Annotated in this window: 19 protein-coding genes and 1 tRNA gene; 9 read left to right on the top strand and 11 right to left on the bottom strand. The window is 63.1% G+C overall.

Annotated elements, in window-relative coordinates:
- Positions 1-98: 98 nt before the first annotated feature.
- On the bottom strand, positions 99-1,283 hold the full coding sequence (locus ACSVIE_RS20420) for a MarP family serine protease (RefSeq protein WP_442425060.1): 1,185 nt from the start codon (positions 1,281-1,283) through the stop codon (positions 99-101).
- Positions 1,284-1,506: 223 nt separating this feature from the next.
- On the opposite strand from ACSVIE_RS20420, the gene ACSVIE_RS20415 reads away from it, so the two are divergent.
- Positions 1,507-2,184, top strand: coding sequence for a Crp/Fnr family transcriptional regulator (locus ACSVIE_RS20415; RefSeq protein WP_003797871.1), 678 nt, complete (start codon positions 1,507-1,509; stop codon positions 2,182-2,184).
- A 110-nt stretch (positions 2,185-2,294) separates the two neighbouring features.
- On the opposite strand, the gene ACSVIE_RS20410 is transcribed toward ACSVIE_RS20415, so the two are convergent.
- From ACSVIE_RS20410 to ACSVIE_RS20400, 3 genes are read right to left on the bottom strand one after another with little or no spacing between them, the layout of a single operon-like run.
- Entirely contained in the window at positions 2,295-3,206 is a 912-nt protein-coding gene (locus ACSVIE_RS20410; RefSeq protein WP_442425059.1) for an NUDIX hydrolase, read from the bottom strand.
- 17 nt (positions 3,207-3,223) lie between these two features.
- Complete coding sequence (locus ACSVIE_RS20405; protein WP_442425058.1) at positions 3,224-3,760, bottom strand: RidA family protein; 537 nt, start codon at positions 3,758-3,760, stop codon at positions 3,224-3,226.
- Between the two features lie 2 nt (positions 3,761-3,762).
- Entirely contained in the window at positions 3,763-3,918 is a 156-nt protein-coding gene (locus ACSVIE_RS20400; protein WP_011775990.1) for a DUF4177 domain-containing protein, read from the bottom strand.
- Positions 3,919-3,955: 37 nt separating this feature from the next.
- On the opposite strand from ACSVIE_RS20400, the gene ACSVIE_RS20395 reads away from it, so the two are divergent.
- The 5 genes from ACSVIE_RS20395 to ACSVIE_RS20375 all read left to right on the top strand — a co-directional run bounded on the left by ACSVIE_RS20395 (position 3,956) and on the right by ACSVIE_RS20375 (position 11,189).
- Positions 3,956-6,274: a transglycosylase domain-containing protein gene (locus ACSVIE_RS20395; RefSeq protein ID WP_442425057.1), complete on the top strand. Its 2,319-nt coding sequence runs from the start codon at positions 3,956-3,958 to the stop codon at positions 6,272-6,274.
- A 6-nt stretch (positions 6,275-6,280) separates the two neighbouring features.
- Entirely contained in the window at positions 6,281-7,228 is a 948-nt protein-coding gene (locus tag ACSVIE_RS20390) for a metallophosphoesterase (RefSeq protein ID WP_442425056.1), read from the top strand.
- A 151-nt stretch (positions 7,229-7,379) separates the two neighbouring features.
- Complete coding sequence (locus tag ACSVIE_RS20385; protein WP_442425055.1) at positions 7,380-9,179, top strand: ABC transporter ATP-binding protein; 1,800 nt, start codon at positions 7,380-7,382, stop codon at positions 9,177-9,179.
- Positions 9,176-11,008 carry an ABC transporter ATP-binding protein gene (locus ACSVIE_RS20380; protein WP_426003987.1) on the top strand — a complete coding sequence of 611 codons (1,833 nt, stop codon included), beginning with the start codon at positions 9,176-9,178 and terminating at the stop codon, positions 11,006-11,008. The genes ACSVIE_RS20385 and ACSVIE_RS20380 overlap by 4 nt, the downstream gene beginning before the upstream one ends.
- 104 nt (positions 11,009-11,112) lie before the next feature.
- Positions 11,113-11,189: transfer RNA gene (locus ACSVIE_RS20375), tRNA-Pro, on the top strand.
- A gap of 197 nt (positions 11,190-11,386) precedes the next feature.
- Here the strand turns inward: ACSVIE_RS20375 and ACSVIE_RS20370 are convergent.
- Positions 11,387-11,611, bottom strand: coding sequence for a hypothetical protein (locus ACSVIE_RS20370; protein ID WP_442425054.1), 225 nt, complete (start codon positions 11,609-11,611; stop codon positions 11,387-11,389).
- 124 nt (positions 11,612-11,735) lie between these two features.
- On the opposite strand from ACSVIE_RS20370, the gene ACSVIE_RS20365 reads away from it, so the two are divergent.
- Complete coding sequence (locus ACSVIE_RS20365) at positions 11,736-13,013, top strand: helix-turn-helix domain-containing protein (RefSeq protein WP_426003990.1); 1,278 nt, start codon at positions 11,736-11,738, stop codon at positions 13,011-13,013.
- A gap of 72 nt (positions 13,014-13,085) precedes the next feature.
- Here ACSVIE_RS20365 and ACSVIE_RS20360 read toward each other — a convergent pair whose 3' ends face one another.
- On the bottom strand, positions 13,086-14,024 hold the full coding sequence (locus ACSVIE_RS20360; RefSeq protein ID WP_426003991.1) for a phosphoribosylaminoimidazolesuccinocarboxamide synthase: 939 nt from the start codon (positions 14,022-14,024) through the stop codon (positions 13,086-13,088).
- Between the two features lie 2 nt (positions 14,025-14,026).
- Positions 14,027-15,337: a phosphoribosylamine--glycine ligase gene (gene purD / locus ACSVIE_RS20355; RefSeq protein WP_426007602.1), complete on the bottom strand. Its 1,311-nt coding sequence runs from the start codon at positions 15,335-15,337 to the stop codon at positions 14,027-14,029.
- 114 nt (positions 15,338-15,451) lie between these two features.
- Here purD and ACSVIE_RS20350 point away from each other — a divergent pair, with 114 nt between their 5' ends.
- Together ACSVIE_RS20350 and ACSVIE_RS20345 are read left to right on the top strand one after the other, a co-directional pair.
- On the top strand, positions 15,452-16,468 hold the full coding sequence (locus ACSVIE_RS20350; RefSeq protein WP_442425053.1) for an asparaginase: 1,017 nt from the start codon (positions 15,452-15,454) through the stop codon (positions 16,466-16,468).
- A gap of 26 nt (positions 16,469-16,494) precedes the next feature.
- Entirely contained in the window at positions 16,495-16,890 is a 396-nt protein-coding gene (locus ACSVIE_RS20345; RefSeq protein WP_442425052.1) for a sterol carrier family protein, read from the top strand.
- Between the two features lie 61 nt (positions 16,891-16,951).
- Here the strand turns inward: ACSVIE_RS20345 and ACSVIE_RS20340 are convergent, their stop codons facing one another.
- The 4 genes from ACSVIE_RS20340 to ACSVIE_RS20325 all read right to left on the bottom strand — a co-directional run bounded on the left by ACSVIE_RS20340 (position 16,952) and on the right by ACSVIE_RS20325 (position 21,905).
- Positions 16,952-18,439, bottom strand: a complete 1,488-nt coding sequence (locus ACSVIE_RS20340; RefSeq protein WP_426003994.1) for a cation:dicarboxylate symporter family transporter — start codon at positions 18,437-18,439, stop codon at positions 16,952-16,954.
- A gap of 289 nt (positions 18,440-18,728) precedes the next feature.
- Positions 18,729-19,496 (bottom strand): SDR family oxidoreductase, encoded by a 768-nt coding sequence (locus ACSVIE_RS20335; protein ID WP_442425051.1) that lies wholly within the window; start codon positions 19,494-19,496, stop codon positions 18,729-18,731.
- 24 nt (positions 19,497-19,520) lie between these two features.
- Complete coding sequence (locus tag ACSVIE_RS20330) at positions 19,521-20,264, bottom strand: aspartate/glutamate racemase family protein (protein WP_442425050.1); 744 nt, start codon at positions 20,262-20,264, stop codon at positions 19,521-19,523.
- 75 nt (positions 20,265-20,339) lie between these two features.
- On the bottom strand, positions 20,340-21,905 hold the full coding sequence (locus ACSVIE_RS20325) for an NCS1 family nucleobase:cation symporter-1 (RefSeq protein WP_442425049.1): 1,566 nt from the start codon (positions 21,903-21,905) through the stop codon (positions 20,340-20,342).
- Positions 21,906-22,276: the final 371 nt, after the last annotated feature.

Below are 22,276 nucleotides of genomic sequence, written 5' to 3'. Positions count from 1 at the left end.
ATCATGCCGGGACCAGCAGGCCAGCACACCCACATCCTGCACCAGGAAACGGGCTACGAAAAAGGTAACGAGGATCGGAAATCGCGCCCAGGGTCAGCCTACTTTCGGGTGCACTGCCCCGGCGAGACGGGTTGGCTGAGGGCCGGGGCCTGGGCAGCCACCGGCTCGACATCTGCCATGGTCAACGCAAAGCCCAGCGCAGCATCCGTGGTGGTCTTGGCGAAGATCAATCCGGCAACCTGTCCCTGCACGGTCAGCAGCGGTCCACCGGAGTTACCCGGTTGAACATCGCCGGCCAACTTGTAGACCAGCTCGGGCGAGGGGTTGTTGCCGTAAATATCCGGCACAAGAATGGTCGAGATCCCCTGGACCGTGGCTGGCTTCGACTGGAACGGACCACCGTGCGGGTACCCGGCAAACGCCGCAGAACTGCCGGGCGGAAGGTCAGCGCTCAAGGGAAGCGGCTCGGCGGACAGTCCGTCAACGGCCACAACAGCTATATCCCGCTGGGAGTCGAAGTAGACCACCCGACCCGGCAACGCACCGCCGTCGGGCACTTCCACTACAGGTTGCGGCACCCCGGCCACCACGTGCGCGTTGGTGACAACACGCCCGGGCGACACCACGAATCCTGAACCTGTTTGGTTCTGGCCGCATTCGAAAGCCGTACCCGCGATCCTCAAGACCGATTCCGCTGCCCGGTTGAGGGCGGGCGTATCCGTGGACTCGTTGGGAATGGTCACCGGCGTGGCCGGGCCGATGCCTTCAATGAGCTTGGGTATGCCGTCGCCGATCACGGTTGAGCGCAGCTGGGCCATGGTGGCTTTGACGGGATTCGGAGTCAGGGAATCGATGTACCGGATCACACGGGACTGGGCCAGTTGCTGTGACACGAACGGCACGCCCAGAGAACTGATGCTGAAGGCAAGCATGGACATGACCAACGCCGCAACCACCACACTGACCACGCCGCCGATCAACCGGTCAGCTGCATGCAACGGTTTGATGCGGACCGCGTGGCGGACCTTGCGCCCGATCATGGTTCCCAGCCCATGCCCCAGCGCAATAAGTACGACGGCGGCCCCCACCGTGGCGGTCAGCCTCCAGGAGCTGTCGCCCACCCAGTTACTGACCAGCGGTACCGCCATGAACGCCGCGATGGCGCCGACGATAAAGCCGGCAATACCGCCGAGCGTTACCAGGAACCCGTTGCGCAGGCCATAGATCAGGTAGGAAAGCAGCATCAGAATCAATGCCAGATCCAGTATCGTCAAGCCAAACACCAATGCTCCTTGCAGCCGGGTAGCGCCAATTCTAGAGGTGGACCCTGACAGGAAACCGTTAGTCCGGTCACGATCCGGGACCTTTCCCGCCGTCACTTCCGGGGCTGCCTGCCTGAAAACCGCGTCGTTTCAGCGTTTCGCGTGCCAAGTACGTCACAAGAGCACAAAAATTCTGAAACAATGGCTGGAGCGCCACGACCGAAACTTATACTCAGGAGATTTCATGGACATCGAGGTATTGCGCCGCGCACCCCTCTTCGCCACCCTTGACGACGACGCTTTCCGCCTGCTGACGGACGAGCTCACCGAGGTGGACCTTTCCCGCGGAGCGTCGGTGTTCCGCGAAGGCGACCAGGGTGACCAGCTGTACTTCATCGTTTCCGGCAAGGTTAAGCTCGGCCGCACTTCCCCCGACGGACGCGAGTCCCTCCTGGCCATCCTTGGCCCGGGTGAACTCTTCGGCGAGATGGCTCTCTTCGACCCGAGCCCCCGTACTGCAACGGCAACGGCTGTGTCCGAAACGCGACTGGCAGGCCTGAAGAACGAGAGCCTCAACTCGCTGCTCCGGACCCGCCCCGAGGTTTCCGCCCAGCTGCTGCAGGCCCTTGCCCGCCGCCTGCGCCGCACCAACGACTCGCTGTCCGACCTTGTCTTCTCGGACGTACCAGGCCGTGTCGCCAAGGCCCTCCTGGACCTGGCCGACCGCTTCGGCCGTCCCGCCACGGATGGTGTCCTGGTGGCGCACGAGCTCACGCAGGAAGAACTGGCCCAGCTGGTGGGCGCTTCCCGCGAAACCGTCAACAAGGCCCTGGCCGAGTTCGTCCAGCGCGGTTGGCTTCGCTTGGAAGCCCGCGCGGTGGTCATTCTTGACATGCAGCGACTGCGCCAGCGCTCCCGCTAAACACGTTGGGAAAGGCCGCACCGGTTCGTGGAACCGGGGCGGCCTTTTTTGTTGGTGCGGGAGGAACGCCGGAAAACCGCCGGGATGCGAGAGAGCATCCGGGGGTGGGGTCAGCGGTCGCGCTGGGAGTCTCCGGGGGAGGTCCTGGCGGCTTCGACTTCGAGCATCAGCTGCCCGCCCTCGTCCACAAGTTTGGGCTGGTACACATGGGCCTTGCGCTTGTAGCTCAGGTAGGCGATGCAGCCGTTGGCGTGGGCCATTTTCTCCAGCATGATCTCTGAACCCGGAACCATGAGCTGCCCCAGAGTAAGACCCACAGTGTTGTCCTGGCCCACTTCGTCGCCCAGGGCCGTGGTGTCGCGCAGGGCGATGGCTTCGGAAGCGCTGACCCATCGGCCCCACACACCCTTGCTGCCCAGAATGCCGGGCTGCTGGTTCACGGGGACAGTGGCCGCGAAGTACCGGGTATTGAAACGGGTGTGGGCAAAGTCAGGACTGAGCCAGTTGACCAAGGGTTTCAAGAGGTCCGTCCGGAGGGAGAGGCCGCGCTTGGCCAGCATCTCCGTGAAGGACTTCTCCTGGGAAGCCACGGCTTCGCGGGTCTTCATCCACTCAGCGGTCGAGTTCGCTTCAATCGTGGACGAGGCATCCGGCCCTGCGAGCAGGACGCCGGTTTCTTCGAAGAGCTCACGGATGGCTCCCACCACGTGACGGCGGGCGAGTCCGACGTCGTCCGTTCCCATCTGCTCGGCCCAATACTGGGGCGAGGGACCAACCCAACCGACGGGGTCGTCGTCGCTGGGTTGAAGCGAGCCGCCGGGGAACGCGACAACGCCCAACGGCGAAGAGCCTGGCCTGTAGCCAAGCCAGGTCTCCAAACCGTTGGGCGAGTCCCGCAAAAGGACAACAGATGATGCATAGCGCGCGGCACGGGGTGTCCGCTCGCCAAGTTCAAACCAGTTGCGTGCTGCGCCTTCAAGTTCCGGAGGCAGTACGAACGAGCGTCGGGCAAGTTGCGGCACTTGAGTGAACCGGCTCCTTAGCTGAATTCAGCAATGAGCTCGACCTCAACCGGAGAGTCGAGCGGCAGAACAGAAACGCCGACGGCGGAACGTGCGTGCACGCCTGCGTCACCGAAGACCTGGCCCAGGAGTTCGGACGCGCCGTTAATGACGCCGGGCTGGCCGGTGAAGCTCGGGTCGGAGGAGACGAATCCCACAACCTTCACGATGCGGGTCACCCGGTCGAGGTCGCCAATGACGCTCTTGACGGCTGCCAGGGCGTTGATCGCGCATACACCTGCGTAGCGCTTTGCGTCCTGGGGATCCACCGTGGACTCATCCGAAGCGCCGAGTTCGCCGGTGGCCACTTTGCCCGTAGCTTCGAGTTTGCCGTTAATAAAGGGCAACTGTCCCGAGGTGTAGACGTAGTTGCCGGACACAACGGCCGGCACGTAGGCGGCAACCGGCGCGGCGACCTCCGGAAGGGTCAGGCCAAGCTCGGCCAGTCGCTGTTCGACAGCGGATGTGGGGGTGCCGGATTCCGCGGGAGTAGTGGTGTCTGCGGGGGTTGTCATGGTTACTGCTTCTCCCTCTTAAGGTATGCGACAAGGCCTTTGCCATCGGGTCCACCGACGACCTGAACAAGCTCCCAGCCGTCCTCGCCCCACTGGTCCAGGATCTGCTTTGTGGCATGGATAATGAGCGGAATCGTGGCGTACTCCCATTTGGTCATGACAGAAAGCCTAGCCCTTGCCGGTAAAGTGGAAAACATGGTGACTCGCAAGAACCCCATATTCGACACTGCCACCACCCTCGGAAAGATTCTCGGTTTCCTTGGCGTGAGTGCGATCTGTGGCGTGCTGGTAGCTGGACTTCTGGTTCCCGCGGCCGCAGTCTCAGGCAGTGCCGCAAGTGGTTCCATCCAGTTCTTTGACACGCTGCCCGCGGAACTGCAGGTCGACCCGCCCAGCCAGAACACCACGATCCTGGCCAAGGACGGTACACCCATTGCGTCCATCTACGCAGAGAACCGTACCAAGGTTCCGCTGGACCAAATGAGCCCGTTCATCAAGGACGCTGTCATAGCCATCGAGGACAGCCGATTTTATGACCACGGCGGTATCGACACCACGGGTATCATGCGTGCCCTTGTCAGCACCGCCCGCGGCAACAAGCAGGGTGCTTCCACCATCACCCAGCAGTACGTGAACAACGTCATCAACGAGTCACTGGTGGCGTCCGGCAAGGAAGACGACGTCAAGCTCAACGGCTACAACAAGGGCGTGGGCGACAAGCTCCGCGAAATGAAGCTGGCGATCGCTCTGGAGAAGAAGTTCTCCAAGGAGCAGATCCTTGAGGGCTACTTGAACATCGTGTTCTTCAACCGTGATGCTTACGGCATTGAAGCTGCATCCAAGTTCTTCTTCAGCACCTCGGCGAAGGACCTGACCCTTCCCCAGGCTGCCCTTCTGGCCGGCTTGGTGAACAGCCCGTCCGCTTTTGATCCCATTGCCAACCCGGACAACGCCAAGAAGCGCCGGGACCTGGTACTGGCCGCCATGGTCAACCAGAACAAGATCACCCAGGCCGAATACGACGAGGCCGTGGCCACCCCCGTGACTACCAAGGTCACTCCCGCACGCCAAGGTTGTGCCTACGCCACCATGGCACCGTACTTCTGCGACTACGTGCTTCACCTCCTCCTGAACAACCCCGCTTACGGCGAAACGCAGGATGACCGCGAAAAGCGTGTCATGCGCGGTGGCCTGACCATCCAGACCACCCTGGACCCGACGGCCCAGACAGTTGCCCAGCAGCAGGTGGATGCGACTGCCGGTGCCAACCCGGACAAGTGGGGCGCCTCGCTCGTCTCCGTCCAGCCCGGCACAGGCCAGATTGTCAGCATGGCCCAGAACACTGTTTGGCTGCCGCAAGAAGGCAAGTTCGATCAGACCCAGAACTTCAACGTGGACGTCCTGGACGCCAACGGCAATGACCTGAACGGCATCGGTGGCTTCCAGCCCGGCTCGACGATGAAGCCTTTTACGTTCGCCGAGTGGCTGAACGAGGGCAAGTCGATGAACCAGAACGTCAATGCATCGGTGCGTAGGTATGGGGTGAATTTCCCTTGGCGCAACACCTGCCCAACCCCGACGGATGGTTTCTATGACGCAACCGTTCCGGGCAGCTTCGACTTGCAGAACTCCGATCAGGGTTACTACCGCAACATGACCGTCCTGTATGGCCTCATGAACTCCATCAACACGGCAACGTTCGCTTCCGCAGCCCAGGTGGATTTGTGTGGCATTCAGAAGATTGTTGACGCAACAGGTATCCACGGCGGCCTCCCCATGCGCGACAAGGAAGGCAAGATCACGGACCCCAACCCGCAGGTTCCGATGACCCGGCTCTCGAACCTGATCGGTGCCACCCAGACCGCACCCCTGACCATGGCAGCTGCGTTTGCCACGTTCGCTGCCGACGGCAAGTACTGCGAGCCGATCGCCATCACCTCGGTCAAGGACCAGGCGGGTGCTGAGCTTCCCGCCCAGGCATCCAACTGCAAGGACGCCGTCAAGCCGGACGTGGCCCGTGGTGTGGCCTATGCTATGCAGGAAGTCCTCAATGCTGGTTCCGGCTCCCTGATCAGGCCGTCTCTGTCCACAAGAAACAACTTCCCTGTCGCAGCCAAGACCGGTACCAACGACACCAACGGCTCCACCTGGGTGGTGGGTTACACCACCGGCCTTGCAACGGCTTCCTGGTTCGGCGATCCGCTGGGCGACCAATCCCGGCCCGGTCGGAATATGACCGTCAACGGCAAGTACTACCAAGCGATCGACGGTTACATGATCGCTGGTCCGCAGTTCACCAACTACATGCTGTCGGTCGCACCGGCGTATGGAACCAATCCTTTCCCGGCACCTCCGTCGAACCTCCTTGGCGGCGGAGCACCGCAGCGCAACACCACCCCTGCGCCTTCCACGCCGAACAACAACGCCCCGTCCAACGGCGGCAATACCGGCGGGAACAGCGGCAACAACGGAAATGGCAACGGCAACGGTAATGGCAACAACGATAAGGACTGACCAATAGTGCCTTTTCCTGACTCCCTGGCAAACCGCGTCCGCACCCTTGGGCGCGGTTTCGCCGTCACGACAGTTCTTGGGGCTACCGCGGGGGCGGTAACTGCTGCCTACGGTTGGTGGGAGAAGGATCAATTCGGCATCAGGAACGAAACCCTCCCCATTCTCCCGGAGGGTTTTGACCCGCTGCGGGTACTGCACCTGAGCGACATCCACTTCGTTCCAGGTCAGGATAAAAAGGCACAGTGGCTGCAATCCCTGGCCGATCTCAAGCCGGACCTCGTGGTCAATACCGGCGACAACCTCAGTCATGCCAAGGCCATTGATCCCCTGGTCGAGGCACTCAGGCCCCTGATGCAGTTCCCGGGTGTTTTCGTCCCGGGATCCAACGACTATTACGCCCCCCGGCTCAAGAACCCGGCGGGCTACTTCCGAGGGCCTTCGAAGCACAAGGCAGAGCCGGTAAAACTCGACTGGCCCAGGCTGCGCTCCGCCTTCGGGATGGCGGGCTGGGTAGACCTGACAAATCGTGCGCAATCGCTCGTCCTCAACGGCTTACGCCTCGATTTCTCCGGCGTTGATGATCCACACCTCAAACGCGAACGCTACGCAGGTTGGCCCCGCGGCACCGTAAACCAGGATGCCAGGCCACACCTCCGCGTGGCGGTCATCCATGCTCCCTACCAACGTGTTTTGGACCATTTCACGGAAGCCGAGGCGGACCTGATTCTCGCCGGACACACCCACGGCGGCCAGATCTGCATTCCCGGCTACGGCGCGCTCGTCTCCAACTGCGACCTCCCCACGTGGCGCGCCAAAGGCCTGCACGATTGGCAGAACGATATTTACACGACGCCGGTCAACGTCTCCGGCGGCATCGGCACGTCCCGCTTTGCTCCGGTCCGCATCGCCTGCCGCCCGGAAGCGGTGCTGCTGACGCTGACGTCCCGCAACTAAAACCAAGGGCAGCATTACAAACTCCAATAACTGGTCAAACATTTCACCGCGCCCACGCTGACCTGTGAACCGAGTCACGGCATGGCATAGGGTGGTTGCTACGGGAAACTACCTCCGCACCACCTGAAGATCCAGCTGTTGAGAAGCGGGCATGTCCAAGCAAACGTCATTCTTTACCTCCGTCGGCCGCCTGTACCCCCACGTGCGGCCTATCCTTCCCCGGTTGTTCATGGGCCTGCTCTGTGCCCTGCTGGCCAGCATCGTGGCGCTGTCCATCCCCCAGGTCCTGCGGGTCCTGGTCAATAATTCGCTCCAACCCGGCGGTGACCCGGGCGCTGTCTGGACTGCCGCCGTCGTCATCCTTGCGTTGGGCGTGGCGGAAGCAGGGTTAGTGGCGCTGCGACGCCAGTTCGTCATCAACCCGGCCACGACAGTCGAGACCAGGATGCGGGTGTCACTGTACGGGCACCTGCAGCAACTGACGGTCTCTTTCCACGATCGTTGGGGTTCCGGGCAGTTGCTGTCGCGTGCCATGACGGACCTGAGCTTTCTGCGCCGCTGGATGGCGTTCGGCGCGATCATGCTGGTGGTCACCACTCTGACGGTGATCATCGGCGTGGGCGTCATGTTCACCATGAGCTGGCAACTGGCGCTGATTTTCCTCGCCGCCGCCGTGCCCATCATGATCAACTCGTTCCGCTTCCGACGGCGCTTCAGCCTGGTCACCAGGCTTAGCCAGGACCAGGCCGGCGACCTCGCTACCACCGTGGAGGAGTCCGTCCACGGCATCCGCGTCCTGAAGGCCTTCGGACGAAGCCGCGAAGCGTTGGAGAACTTCAATGGCCAGGCGGAGGAACTGCGGCAGACGGAAATCGCGAAAGCCAAGCAACAGGCCGGTTTCACGCTGGTGGTGACGCTCCTGCCGGAGCTCGCGCTGGGGGTTGGACTGGTGGTAGGAATCATGCTGGCGGCGTCGGGCCAGCTGAGCATCGGCTCGCTGGTGGCATTCTTCGCAACGGCCGCCGTGGTTGCCACGCCGGTGGAATTCTCCGGCATGCTCCTGGCCATGGCCCTGACCGCCAAGACGGCGTTGGACCGCCATTTTGAGGTCATGGATACGCCCAACACCATCACCTCGCCGGACAAGCCCGCCACACCGTCGGCTGTCAAGGGTGCCTTGCGCTTCGAGCAAGCGGGCTTCGGGTACGACGACGGCGGCACCCTCCTGCGCGATATCAATCTGGAGATTCGTCCCGGCGAGACGATGGCCCTGGTGGGCATCACCGGCAGCGGCAAGAGCGCACTCCTCCAGTTGGTCCCCCGTCTCTACGAGGTAACGGAGGGGTCCGTGATGATCGATGGTGTGGATGTCCGGGACATGGACCTGGAGGATCTTCGCCGGATCGTGGCCGTTGCCTTCGAGGACACCACGCTGTTCTCCAGCTCCGTGCGGGACAACGTGTTGCTGGGAGCACCTGAGCCAACGGACGCCGCCCTGGACGAGGCCCTGGACGTTGCCCAGGCGCAGTTCGCCTACTCGCTCCCGGACGGCGTGGACACCCTGATCGGTGAGGAAGGCCTGAGCCTCTCCGGCGGTCAGAGGCAAAGGATCGCTTTGGCCCGGGCCATAGCCGCCAAGCCGAAAGTCCTGGTGCTGGACGATCCCCTCTCTGCCCTGGACGTGAACACGGAAGAGCGGGTGGAGGCGCGGCTGCGTGATGTTCTCCACGACACCACCACGCTGATCGTCGCCCACCGTCCGTCCACTGTGGCATTGGCGGACCGGGTTGCCCTGCTCGAAAACGGAACCATCACCGCCGTCGGGACCCATTCGGAACTGCTGGCCGGCAACGCCCACTACCGCTACGTCATCGCGAGCCTGGACACTGGTCCGAAGGACCTGGACTCCGAACTGGACGAGCTCGAAGAAGCCGAGGAGGCCCGCCGGTGAGCGCCACAACCTTTGGAACGGCCAACGAGGACAACACCCACCTCAGCAAAGCGGACAGCAAAGCCGTACGACGCCGGTCGCTCACCTTGCTTGGGTCGCTCATCCGGCCCGTTCGCTTGCGTTTCTGGCTGACGATCGTGGTGGTGGTTGTTTCACAGCTCGCCCGGGTGGCGGGACCCGCCCTGATAGCTTTCGGCATCGACAACGCGCTTCCCGCGCTGCAGGCCGGGAACAACGGACCGCTGGTGCTGGTGGGAGTGCTCTACTTGGGCGCAGCCATCGCCACGGCCGGGCTGACGTCGCTCTACGTCACGTCCACGGCAAAGCTCAGCCAGGCCATGTTGCTGGACCTGCGGGTACGCGTCTTCCGGCATACCCAGCGGCTGAGCCTTGAGTTCCACGAGAAGTACACGTCCGGCCGCATCATTGCCCGGCAAACTTCAGACTTGGAGGCGCTCCGCGAACTCTTGGACTCGGGCGTCAGCTCCTTGGCTTCCGGCCTGCTGTTCATGGTTTTTACGGCCATTACCGTGTTCGCCCTGGATTGGCGGAGCGGCTTGATCATGCTGGGTGCCGGCGTGCCCATGTTCCTCCTGGCCCGCTGGTACCAGAAGCACTCGCAGATCGCCTTCCGCGAGTCCAGGGTTGTTTCTGCCCGGCTCATTGTGCACTTCGTGGAGACCATGACCGGTATCCGGGCCGTCAAGGCTTTCCGCAAGGAACGCGAAAACGCCCGGACCTACGGCGAGGTTGCCGAGGCTTACCGGAAGAACACAGTCCGATCGATCTTCCTAAACGGGGTGCTGCAGCCTGGCCTGGTGCTGATCGGGAACGTGTGCGTAGCCGTAGTCTTGTTGGTCGGAGGTTTCCGGGTGTTGGGCGGAGATCTGGAAGTTGGTGTCCTGCTGGCCCTGATCTTGTCCACGAAGCGGTTCTTCCAGCCTGTGGACCAGATGGCCATGTTCTACAACTCCTTCCAAAGCGCGCAGGCGGCCCTGGAAAAGGTATCCGGGCTCTTGGAAGAGGTTCCCACGGTCCGGCCACCTAAAAATCCCGTGGCGTTGAAGAATCCACGGGGTGCAATCGACTTCAACGGCGTGGAGTTCGGATACGGCGAAGGCAAGACTGTTGTCCCTTCGCTCGATCTGCACATTCCGGCGGGGCAGACAGTGGCCCTGGTGGGACAGACAGGTGCCGGAAAATCAACGCTGGCCAAGCTCATTGCCCGTTTCTATGACGTCACCTCTGGGTCTATCACCCTGGATGGCATTGACCTGCGGGACCTCTCCACCACCGATCTTCGCCGATCTGTGGTGATGGTGACCCAGGAGGCGTTCCTGTTCAGCGGCTCGGTGGCCGACAACATCGCGCTGGGCCGGCCGGAAGCTTCGCGCGCGGAGATCGAAGCTGCTGCCAAGGCCGTGGGCGCGCACGAGTTCATCGCCGGACTGCCCGACGGCTATGACACAGACGTTAATAAGCGTGGCGGGCGGGTCTCTTCCGGTCAACGACAACTCATCGGATTTGCCCGGGCGTTCCTGGCAGCACCGGCGGTGCTGATTCTCGACGAAGCAACGTCCTCCTTGGACATCCCGTCGGAGCGAATGGTGCAGGAGGGGCTGGCCAATCTCCTGGAGGGCGTCGCCGGCGGAGCCGCGCCGAGGACTGCGATCATCATTGCCCATCGGCTTTCCACGGTGGAGACGGCGGACCGGGTGCTGGTGGTGCACGATGGGCGGATCGTTGAGGATGGCTCCCCTGCCGGGTTGATTTCCGGTGGCGGACGGTTCGCCCGCCTGCATGGTGCATGGAAGGATTCGCTGGTCTGACATGATGTGCGGCTGGGCTGCCTTTGTGAGCAGGGACACCGCCTCCTCGATTTCGCATCCTGCACCGATTCAGCTATCCTTGAACAGTTGCTTTCGCAGCGGATCGGGATGTAGCGCAGCTTGGTAGCGCGCTTCGTTCGGGACGAAGAGGTCGCAGGTTCAAATCCTGTCATCCCGACCAAGAAACGAAAATGGCGTCGAGAAATCGGCGCCATTTTTGTTTGTTCGAATCACACTGCTTTTGTGCGACCTCGCATTGCTGGGCCCGGCTTTGCGCCCCTGGCCAAGCTTTGCCAACGCTGAGCGGGTCCAGCAACGAGGGCAAAAAGAAACCCCGGAGCAGCTCGTGATGCTCCGGGGTTTCTTCGGATGTGCTGTTTACATCGGATCAGGCCAGTTGCCAATGGACGACGTGGTGTACGTGGTCTCTGTCGTCTTGGTGGGGGCGGATACCGATGCACGCATCGGATCCGGCCAGTTGCCAATGGCGCTGACAGTTGAGCTGGAGTCCGCAGCGGGAGCTGCAGAGACGACTGCGGGGCCCGCAACCGTGAAAGCGAGAGCGCCTGCCAATGCCGCAGAAGCGGCGAGTTTTTTGAACATTATGTTCCCCAATGCGAGTCGGATTCGTTACGGAAATTGCGCGGTCCCTGTTGACATACATTGTAAAATGTTTTCCACAGAGACTGTCAAGGTTTTGGTTCGATCACACGTGTAGGAGGGCCCCGTGGGAAACGGATTCGGCGAGAAGCTACGTGCCGAACGGCTCGAACGCGGGTTGACGCAGGCAGAGCTGGGCAAGAACCTGTACTCCCCCAGCTACATCTCCTTGCTGGAGACCGGCCGCCGGGAACCGACGGCTGAAGTGATCGAGGAACTGGCCCGCCGGCTCGAACTGGCACCGAAAGCCTTGGAGGCCTGGAGCCAGCCTGTGTCCGTCAGCGACGCAGAATACGTCCTGGCCGGCCTCTACGCCCGGCAGGCGTGGGATCTCAGGGACTACCAGCTTGCTGCGAGCCACGCTGCAACCGCAGCCCAGATTGCGTTGGAAGCGAAGAACAACAGCGCCTGGTGGAATATGACTTACATGCAGGCCGAATGCGTCATGAAGCAGGGCCAGCTGAAGGAATGCCAGCAAATCGTGGAGCACCTGCTGGAGCACCCCATGGCCACCGAATCCGCCGGACTCGGTGTTCGTGCCTGGCAGATGCTTGCCGCTGTCTGCCACGGACAAGGGCAGCTGGCCACCGCCGTCGAGCATGCCAAAAAGGCTGTTGAGCTGTGCGGTGAGCTGCCCAAGGGATCCACACTGATCATTGGCGCGCACCGCGCGTTGATTGGTGCGCTGGCGGAGAGCGGCAAACTGGATGAGGCGTGGGAGTATTGCCTCGCGATGATCGAGCACATGGATGAGCACTCCATGTCGCAGCTCGCCGGCGAGGTCGCATGGGTGGTGGGCAACGTTGCGTTCATGCGGCACGACTACACGGAAGGCATCAAGCACCACGAGCGTGCCGCCTCGCTCCTCTCCCCTGCCAACGACATCGAGCTGTGGGCACGGTTCAACAAGGCCTCCGCTGCGGTGAGGCTGTCCTCGGGCATCGTGGAGCCTGAGACTTTGTCCGCCATTGAACGGGCTGAACTGGCACTGTCCATCGTGGGCGGCAACAAGACGGACCAGCTGGAGGTCGCCTTCATCCGCGCCCGCTGGCTGTACTTGACCGGTGACATTCCTGCCGCAGTCCAGAAGCTCCGCGAAATTTACCAGGACCGGAAAGTCCTGGCCCGCCACACGGCCGGCGAAGTGTCGCTCTTGCTGGGCAAATCCCTCAAGGCCGCCGGTGAAACCTCCGATGCCCTGCATTTCCTCGAAGAGGCGCAACACGACTTCAGCGCCGCCGGAGCCTCGGACAGGGTCCAGCAGGCCATGGATGCGGTGCTGGAAATCCGGCTGGCCGAACGCCGCGCCGCCGCCCACCCAGAAGCCCATTCAGAAGCCAGCTAGCCCATCTAAGTAGCAGTAGAGCGCGTTTTGACGGCTCAAAACGCGCTCTACTGCGACCCAGTTGGGTGAGGGCTAGGCGAAGGTGCGGCCCGTCAGTTTCTCGTACGCCTCGACGTAGCGGGCACGAGTGCGCTCCACTACCTCTGTCGGGAGGGCCGGCGGCGGAGTGTCGGAGGACTTGTCCCACCCCGACTCATCCGACGTCAGCCAGTCGCGGACGTACTGTTTGTCGTAGGACGGCTGCGACTTGCCCGGTGCATACGTGGACGCATCCCAGAAGCGCGAGGAGTCCGGGGTCAGGACTTCGTCGCCCAGCGTGATGATGCCGGTGCCTGCGTCGATGCCGAACTCCACCTTGGTGTCGGCCAGGATGATGCCGCGTGAGCGGGCGATCTCCTCGGCGCGGGTGTAGATCTTCAGAGTCAGCTCGCTGAGCCGGGCCGCGATGTCATCGCCCACCAGCGCCACGACGTCGTCGTAGGTGATGTTCTCGTCGTGCTCGCCCACCTCGGCCTTGGCGGAGGGGGTGAACAGGGCCTTCTCCAGGCGGGAACCATCCACCAGGCCCCCGGGCAGCGGGATGCTGCACACCGTACCGGATTCCTTGTATTCAGCCAGGCCTGATCCGGTGAGGTAGCCGCGGGCGATGCATTCCACCGGGAACATGTCCAGCTTCTTGCAAATCATGGCCCGGCCTTCGACCTCGGCGGGGACACCGCCCTCGACCGTGGAGGCCAGCACATGGTGCTCGACATCCAGCTGCTCGAACCACCACAGGCTCAGCTGGGTCAGGACGCGGCCTTTGTCTGGGATCTCGCTGCTCAGGACGTGGTCGTAGGCGCTGATACGGTCACTGGCCACCACCAGGACGCACTCCTGGCCGACCTTCTCCGTGATGGATTCGTCGGCCGGGACATACAGGTCGCGGACTTTGCCGGAGTAGACGTGCGTCCAGCCGGGCAGCTGCAGTGCGTTGGTTTCAAGCCCGCCGGAGGGCAAGGAATCGGTCATGGTCACGCCTGCACTTTCGGGATGCTGCCGGTGGCGCCGTAAGGAACCTTGATTTCGCCGCGCGCTGCCTTGCCTGCGATATCCGTACGGTACTGGGAGCCTTCAAGCTGAACCAGCTCCACGCCGTCGTACGCTTTTTCGCGCGCGTCCACCAGATCGGAACCGAGCGCCACCACCGCAAGGACGCGGCCACCGGCAGAGACAACCTTGCCGTCTTCGTCCAGCTTGGTGCCGGCGTGGATGACGTGGACGCCGTCCAGTTCGTCAACCTTCTTGAGGCCGCGGATGCGGTCGCCGGTACGGGGCGTGTCCGGGTAGTTTTCGGCGGCAACGACGACGGCGACTGCCGTGTCCTTGGACCAGCGCAGCTCTTCTGCCGTGTCCAGTTCGCCCTTGGCAGCTGCCAGCAGCAGCGCGCCGAGCGGGGTCTTGAGACGGGCGAGGACGGCCTGGGTTTCGGGGTCGCCGAAGCGTGCGTTGAACTCGATGACCCGCGTTCCGCGGGAGGTGAGTGCCAGGCCGCAGTAGAGCACACCGACGAAAGGAGTACCGCGGCGGGCCATCTCGTCCACGGTCGGCTGGGCCACACGGTCGATGACTTCCTGCACGAGCCCTTCAGGGGCCCACTCGAGCGGCGTGTAGGCGCCCATGCCGCCCGTGTTGGGGCCTTCGTCGTTGTCGAAGATGCGCTTGAAGTCCTGGGCCGGGGACAGCGGCACGGTGGTGTGGCCGTCGCAGAGGACGAACAGGGAAACCTCGGGACCGTCCAGGAACTCCTCGATCACCACGGTTCCACCGGCGTCGAAGCATGCCTGGGCGTGGGCCAGGGCCTCGTCCCGGTTACGGGTGACCACAACGCCCTTGCCGGCGGCGAGGCCATCGTCCTTGACGACGTAGGGAGCACCGAAGGTGTCCAGCGCGTCTGCGGCTTCTTCGGCGTTCTCAGCGACCCGTGCCATGGCGGTGGGCACACCGGCTTCGGCCATGATCTGCTTGGCGAAGGCCTTGGAGGCTTCCAGTTGTGCAGCTTCCTTGGAAGGGCCGAAGACGGGGATACCGGCTTCACGCACAGCGTCGGAGACACCCGCGGCGAGCGGAGCTTCCGGGCCGACGACAACCAGGTCCACGCCCAGCTTGGTGGCGAGGGCGGACACGGCTTCCGGGTTGTTCCCGTCAATCGCGTGGGTGGGAACGAGTTTGCTGATGCCGGCGTTGCCCGGAGCCGCGTGGACCTCGGACACGTTGGGATCTTCAAGCAGAGAGCGGACAATGGCGTGTTCGCGGCCGCCTGGGCCAATGACGAGTACCTTCACAGTCTTCAAGGGTACTTTGTGTGCGGCGAGGGGCCTAAGCTGTTGCGGCGACAGCGTTCAGCGTGACAGGGCAACGTGACCCGTCCCTGCGTCCGGGCAACCTAGACTTGCCTCATGCCACTGAGTTCCCATGAAACGTTCAACGTTGAGTCCGCCGTCGAACTGGCCGTGATCGAACGCAGTGGCTTCATCGAGTCCCGGCACATCGGGGCCGCCGTGGTCCTCTCGGGAGACGGTTCGGTAGTCACCCGCCTGGGTGATATCGATGCGCCGGTCATGGCCCGTTCCACCCTCAAACCATTCCAGGCCCTGGCAGCCATGCAGTCCGGAGTGCCCCTCCGCGGCGCCCAGGTGGCTGTGGCCTGCGGAAGCCATACCGGATCCCTGGATCACATGGACGTGGTGGCGGGCATGCTCAAGGGAGCAGGCCTGAAGGAAGACCACCTCCAGTGTCCCGCCACGTGGCCAGAGGATGAAACGGCCCGCAACTGGTTGGTCCGCTCGGAGAAGGGCCGGTCCCGGCTCGCCTTCAACTGCTCCGGCAAGCACGCGGCGTTCCTCTGGGCATGCTCCGAAAACAGCTGGGACCTGCGCAGCTACCTTGAACCAAACCACCCCCTGCAGCAACGTGTGCGTTCCGTCATCGAGGAGTACAGCGGCGAAGCCATCTCGCACCTGGGTATCGACGGTTGCGGCGCACCCGTGGCAGCCGTTTCCCTCACCGGACTGGCACGGGCATTCTCCCGCCTCGCCAGGTCGCCCGGCGACTCCACCTCCAACGCCCGCGCGGCGACCATCGCCACGTCCATGCTGGACTACCCTTGGGCGGTCCAGGGCCGGGGCGAGTCCAATACGATCGTGATGGAAGAGCTGGACATCCTGGCCAAGATCGGCGCCGAAGGCGTGCTGGTCCTCGCCACTGCCACCGGCGCCACGGTGGCCGTCAAAATGCTGGACGGGAACCTGCGCGCCACCACCCTGGTGGGCTTGACCCTGCTGGCCGTCAGCGGTGCGGTGGATGTTCCCGCCGTGTCCAACGTGCTGGAACGGGTGGTGGAACCGGTCCTCGGCGGAGGCCGCCAGGTGGGCAGGATCCGCCTGGGCCACGCAGTGTCCGCCATGCTCGGCTAGTTCGTCTTAACAGGAGAAACGACACCATGGCAGTTGCACGTCGCCGCGTGGACATCCAGGAGGGCCGCGCCGCGCTGGAAGCCTGGCAAACCGCCGTCGGGCATCCCGGTACCGAAACCGCCGGAGCCGGGACGCCGCCGTCGCGCTCCTTGATCGCGACGGCGGTCCGCTACTCCCTGGAGGAGGTCACCGCCCGCGCCCCCGGCAATTCCGTGGAGGTGCGGGTGCCGCCGTTCGGCGTGACCCAGTGTGTGGAGGGGCCGCGGCACACGCGCGGGACTCCCCCGAACGTCATAGAGACCGACGGCGGCACCTGGCTTGAGATGGTGACCGGCCGGATTTCGTGGGCGGATGCGGTGGCGGCAGGCCGGGTGGCAGCATCCGGGCTGCGCGCGGATCTTTCCCACCTGCTTCCGCTTTAAGTGCCGCTGATGCCCCCGGGACGCGGGTCCTGGAGGCATCAGCGGTTACGGAACCGCCCGCTCAGTCAGGGCAGACCGGGTTGCTTGCCTGCCCCTTCTTGCTCATTTCGAACTGGGGAATGTTGTCCGCCGTGGGGCCACCACGGAATTTGGGAGACGGGGTCTGCCCGTCGCTGATGCGCTCGAGCTCCTGCTCCTCGTAGACGTCTTCCTTGCCGAGCATGATGGCCGAGTCCTCGTTGGTGATCTCGCCCTTGAAGGCGCGGACCATCACGCTGCGGTCAAACTGGCCCTCCCATTTGGCGACGACGAACGTGGCCACGCAGTTGCCGAGCAGGTTCACCACCACGCGCATGGAGTCCATGAGGCGGTCGGCCCCCAGGAGGAGTGCGACGCCGGCCACCGGGAAGATCCCCAGGGCTGCGGCGGTTGCCGACAGGGCCAGGAACGATGAGCCCGGCACGCCTGCCATGCCCTTGGAGGTCAGGAGCAGCACGCCCAGGGCTGCCAGCTGCTGTCCGAGGTCCAGGTTGTGACCGAACGCCTGCGCCAGGAACAGCAACGAGATGGACAGGTAGATCGCAGCGCCGTCCAGGTTGAAGGAGTAGCCGGTCGGGACCACCAGGCCGGTGGTTGCACGGGAGCAACCGGCGTTGGTCAGCTTGGTCATGATGCGGGGCATGACGGCCTCGGTGGAGGCCGTGCCCAGCGCCAGCAGGAATTCCTCGCGGGTGTACTTGAGGAAGTGCCACAGCGGGACCCGTGCGAAGCCCCAGGCCACCAGGAACAGGAGCGCGATGAAGACAATGGCGGCGCCGTAGCAGGCGGCAATCAGCAGCGCGTACGTTCCCAACGTGCCCAGTCCGTACTGGCCGATGATGAAAGCCATGGCACCGAACGCGCCGATCGGGGCTACCTTCATGATCCAGGACATGATCTTGAAGATCAGTTCCAGGACGGTTTCCATGAGGCTGATGACCGGCATGCACCGTTCGCGGCCGATGACCACGATCGCTGCGCCGAAGAAGACGGAGAAGAAGAGCACCTGAAGCAGGCTGTTGTTGGCGAAGGCCCCGATCACACTGGTGGGGATGACATCCAGGATGAACGCCGCAGCATCTTTGGGCGGCGCGTTCCCGGTCTTGGCGTTAAGTGCTTCCTGGGACAGTGTTGCCGGATCGATGTTCAGGCCGGCGCCTGGCTGGACGATGTTGCCCACGATGAGTCCGAAGACCAAGGCGAAAAGTGTTGCTGCCGTGAAGTAGACGAGTGCTTTGACCCCGACCCTTCCGACCGCTTTGACGTCGCCGACTGCTGAGATTCCCGTGACAATCACGAGGAAGATCAGCGGGGCGATGATCATCTTGATGAGTTGAATGAATCCATCGCCCAAGGGCCGGAGGGTGGACCCGATGGTCGGCCAGAAGTGGCCGATGAGTACACCTGCGACGACAGCGATCAGGATCTGAAAGAAGAGCGACCTGTACAGGGGCTTCTTCTTCAGCGGCGCCGAACTCGCCTTCAGCGCCGAAGAGTCTGGGATTTTCATTGTTCTGAACCAATCAGTTGGGATCAGCCCCGATTTTCAGGGGGTTTCTTCAATGTAATCCTGGTCACACCATTCCGCAAGGGGAGAATCCTTTTCCATATTATGGAAGTCATAATTTGTTTGGTATGCCACGCCTGCGTTCCGCCACCACCTTCTTTGGCACCAAAAAGCCCGCGACACGCCGTGAAAAGGGGCGCGCCGCGGGCTGGGCTGCGTGAAAGTGGGTGGTGGTGGTACGGGCCGTGGTCGGGCGGGCTCCGGGGAAGGCAGTTCCGAGGGCCGGGAAGTCCTAACCCCGGCCGATGAACGGCATGCCCGCGGCAGTCACAACCACGGAACCCACACTGGCCGACGCCGGCATGTTGGCCATCATCAGCACAGCCCTGGCTGCGTCCTCCACCGGGAACATGGGCTCCACCTTGCGGGAACCATCGGCCTGCAGGGCGCCTGAGCCCACACCGATGGTGTCCATGATCTCGGTGCGGGTATTGCCAATATCAATCTGGCCGCACGTGATGCCGAAGCCGCGCCCGTCCAGCTCAATGCTCTTGGTGAGGCCGGTCATGGCGTGCTTGGTGACTGCGTAAGCAACAGACCTCGGCCGTGGCGAGTGCGCGGCAATGGAGCCGTTGTTGATGATGCGCCCGCCCTGGGGTTCCTGGGCCTTCATGGTCCGGACAGCCTCCGCCGCACACAGCATTGAACCGGTCACGTTGACGCGCAGGGTGGCTTCCCACTCCGCAATGTCGATGTCCCCCACGTCGCCCGCGGGCCCGAAAATTCCGGCATTGTTGAACAGCACATCCACCCGGCCCCAGCGCCGCCGCACCTCCCCGAAAAGGTGCGTGACGTCGTCGGGCACTGTCACGTCGCATGGCACCGCAAGGGCCTCCGGATGCCCGTCTGCCGTCCGCAGCAGCTGCGCCTCACGGCGCCCGGCCAGCGCAACGCGGTAGCCCTCGGCCAACATCAGCCGGGCGACAGCCCTCCCGATACCGGAACCTGCCCCGGTCACGACGGCGACCCTCCGGTCTGCGGGCGGGCGTGAGTCATTCATGTGGTTGCCTTTCGACGGGGTTGCCTAGCGTGCAGCGGTCTGGGCTGCGGCAGTTATCGGCCAGCCTATGACAGTCTTGGGCCGGGGCGCCGCGTAGGTACGGACCTTGGACGTGGAGAGGCCAAGGCGGACCAGGGACTCGGCGATGGTCACGGCCGCGGCCACCCCGTCCACTACCGGCACGCCGGTGCGCTCCCGGATTTGGTCGTCCAGCCCCGCCATGCCGCCACACCCCAGCACAATCACTTCGGCGTGATCGCGGGTGACAGCTTCTTCGGCCTGGCCCACGATGGCTTCCACAGCGCGGTCGGGGTGCTCCTCCAATTCCAGGACGGCCATGCCGCTGGCCCGGACCGAGGCGCACCGTGCGTCAAGCCCGGCAAGCTTGAGGCGGTCTTCGATGAGCGGCACAGCACGGTCCAGCGTGGTGACTACGGAGTACTTGTGGCCAAGGAACATTGCGGTGCTGGCGGCAGCCTCGGTAATGTCCACCACGGGAACATCAAGGAGTTCCTGCAGGCCCTCGCGGCCGTGCTCACCGTACCCTGCCTGGATCACGGCGTCGAACGGCTCGGGATAGTTCACCACGGCGTCCATCACGGCTATGGCAGCCAAATAGCTCTCAAAGTTCCCTTCGCAGGAATCGGCCCCGAAGCGCGGGGTGATTCCGATGATTTCCGTTCCGGGAGCTGCGGCCGCGCGTGCTTGGGCAGCAATGGAATCGGTCATGGACTGGGTGGTGTTCACGTTTGCGACAAGGATGCGCATGGTTTTCCTTTCAATGGCAATGCCCGCCCTGCGGTTTGACGACCGGGAGGACGGGCCATGCCTTACTGCAATGCTCTAGTGGGTGCTGGCAACCGCGATGGGTTCGCCGGAGACGTCGTCGAAGGCCTGCTTCTTGTCGGCCACTGCAAAGTACGTCAGGGCAGCGACGCCCGCCCCGATAAACCAGGCGAACGGGGCAGCTGCCGCAAGGCCGGGAATGAAGGCGATGGCGATCGCCAGTGCCGCGGCCGGGATCATCGCGATGATGGCCCTGGGGTTGACGCCGCGCTTGTAGAAGTACGCACCCTTGGGATCTTCCGTGTAGAGCTCAGGAACGTTGACCTTGCCGCGGCGGACCAGCCAGTAGTCAGCCATGACCACACCGAAGAGCGGACCGAGCAAGGCACCCAGGCCGCCCAGGAAGTACACAATGACGATGGGGTTGTTGTAGAGGTTCCACGGCAGGATGACCAGGCCGATCGTGCCGCTGACCCATGCAGCCCGGCGGAAGTTCAGGTGCTTGGGGAGCAGGTTGGTCAGAGCATAGACGGGGGCCACGAAGTTGGCCATCAGGTTCACGGCGATGGTCAGGATCAGCAGAGCCAGGCAGGCAAGGACCAGCAGGAGGGTGTTGGGAATGCTCTGGACAATGTCAGAGGGGCTCTCGATGACCGTGCCGTTGATCTTGTACTGCCCGCCGGCCATGACCACCACGATGGCGCCGAACACGAGCATATTGATGGGGATGCCCCAGAAGTTGCCGCGGACGATCGACTTCTTTGAGGTGGACGAGCGGGTGAAGTCGCAGAAGTTCAGGACGAACGTTCCGTAAATCGAGACCCAGAGGGCGCCGCCGGCGAAGATCGTCAGCCACATGTCCGTGCCCTCAAGGCCCTTGATGCCCGACCACTGGATGGCGCCGCCGGCTTCGACGAAGACCCACACGGCAATGGCAGCCATGGTCACCAGGATCACGGGACCCGCGAAGGCCTCGTATTTACGGATCATCTCCATGCCGAAGCTCACGATGACCAACTGGACAATCCAGAGGCCGACGAACGCAATCCAGCCAAGGGTGGACAGCCCCAGGATCGAGTTGCTGTCCAGGTCCTTCAGGCCCGGGGCCATGGCAACCAGCATGACCCTGAGGACCACGGACGCCAGGTAGGTCTGGATGCCGAACCAGGCAATGGCTACCGCGCCACGGACCAGGCTAGCGATTTGGGCGCCACGGATGCCGAAGCTGATCCGGCTCATGACGGGGAACGGGACGCCGGTCTTCTGTCCCATGAACCCGGAGAAATTCAGGAGGGCGAAGAGCAGCACTGCTCCAATGCCCAGGGCTACCAGGATCTGCCAGCCGCCGAGCCCGAGGGAGAACAGACCAATCGCAAAGGCATAGTTACCCAGGCTGTGGACGTCGTTGGCCCAGAGGGTGAAAATGCTGTAGCTGGTCCACTTGCGGCCCTTGGCCTCGGTGGGAGCGAGGTCGATGTTGTAGAGGCTGGGGCTGATGGTACGGCCTGAGGCTTCGGAAGCGATGTCGCACAGGGCTGTGTTGCCTACCGCCACGGGAGTAGAGCCGTGGGATTCTGCGTCTTCCGGAGTCCCAGTGACGCCGACTGATGAAGTCGTCTGCATCGTGGATCTCCACTTCGTACTGTTTCCACATTATGAAAACAAGTTATTGAATAGTGAAAACACTTTATGACGTGGATCACTGAGCGTCAAGAGTTGCTTGGCTGGCGCCTGTGTAGGACGGGTCACAATTGGTTGCTTGGACCGAAGCCGGGGAGTTGACTGTATTGAACCCGCATTCCGTGTTGACGCTGCCTGATCGGCGTGCGTAATCTCGAATAGCAGAATTTTATTCTCACAATACGAAATTCCCTTGAGCGCCCCCACAGAGCAAGCGCCCAGACATTCAATGAAGAGAGGTTGGACGTGGCTGCAGGAGAAGAGACCTCACACATCCTTAGTGGGTTGACTGCCCAGTTGCCTGATCGTGATCC

It is taken from the genome of Paenarthrobacter sp. NCHU4564 (assembly GCF_052156435.1).
Classification (GTDB): domain Bacteria; phylum Actinomycetota; class Actinomycetes; order Actinomycetales; family Micrococcaceae; genus Arthrobacter.
Note: the sequence above shows the minus strand (reverse complement) of the source record. Positions and strands in the feature narration are given on the sequence as shown.

What these genes read in the sequence shown, in the direction of transcription:
- ACSVIE_RS20415 (WP_003797871.1), top strand. Translation starts at nt 1,507, where the DNA reads ATGGACATCGAGGTATTGCGCCGCGCACCCCTCTTCGCCACCCTTGAC.
- ACSVIE_RS20405 (WP_442425058.1), bottom strand. Translation starts at nt 3,760, where the DNA reads ATGACAACCCCCGCAGACACCACTACTCCCGCGGAATCCGGCACCCCC.
- ACSVIE_RS20400 (WP_011775990.1), bottom strand. Translation starts at nt 3,918, where the DNA reads ATGACCAAATGGGAGTACGCCACGATTCCGCTCATTATCCATGCCACA.
- ACSVIE_RS20395 (WP_442425057.1), top strand. Translation starts at nt 3,956, where the DNA reads ATGGTGACTCGCAAGAACCCCATATTCGACACTGCCACCACCCTCGGA.
- ACSVIE_RS20385 (WP_442425055.1), top strand. Translation starts at nt 7,380, where the DNA reads ATGTCCAAGCAAACGTCATTCTTTACCTCCGTCGGCCGCCTGTACCCC.
- ACSVIE_RS20370 (WP_442425054.1), bottom strand. Translation starts at nt 11,611, where the DNA reads ATGTTCAAAAAACTCGCCGCTTCTGCGGCATTGGCAGGCGCTCTCGCT.
- ACSVIE_RS20360 (WP_426003991.1), bottom strand. Translation starts at nt 14,024, where the DNA reads ATGACCGATTCCTTGCCCTCCGGCGGGCTTGAAACCAACGCACTGCAG.
- ACSVIE_RS20350 (WP_442425053.1), top strand. Translation starts at nt 15,452, where the DNA reads ATGCCACTGAGTTCCCATGAAACGTTCAACGTTGAGTCCGCCGTCGAA.
- ACSVIE_RS20345 (WP_442425052.1), top strand. Translation starts at nt 16,495, where the DNA reads ATGGCAGTTGCACGTCGCCGCGTGGACATCCAGGAGGGCCGCGCCGCG.
- ACSVIE_RS20340 (WP_426003994.1), bottom strand. Translation starts at nt 18,439, where the DNA reads ATGAAAATCCCAGACTCTTCGGCGCTGAAGGCGAGTTCGGCGCCGCTG.
- ACSVIE_RS20335 (WP_442425051.1), bottom strand. Translation starts at nt 19,496, where the DNA reads ATGAATGACTCACGCCCGCCCGCAGACCGGAGGGTCGCCGTCGTGACC.
- ACSVIE_RS20330 (WP_442425050.1), bottom strand. Translation starts at nt 20,264, where the DNA reads ATGCGCATCCTTGTCGCAAACGTGAACACCACCCAGTCCATGACCGAT.
- ACSVIE_RS20325 (WP_442425049.1), bottom strand. Translation starts at nt 21,905, where the DNA reads ATGCAGACGACTTCATCAGTCGGCGTCACTGGGACTCCGGAAGACGCA.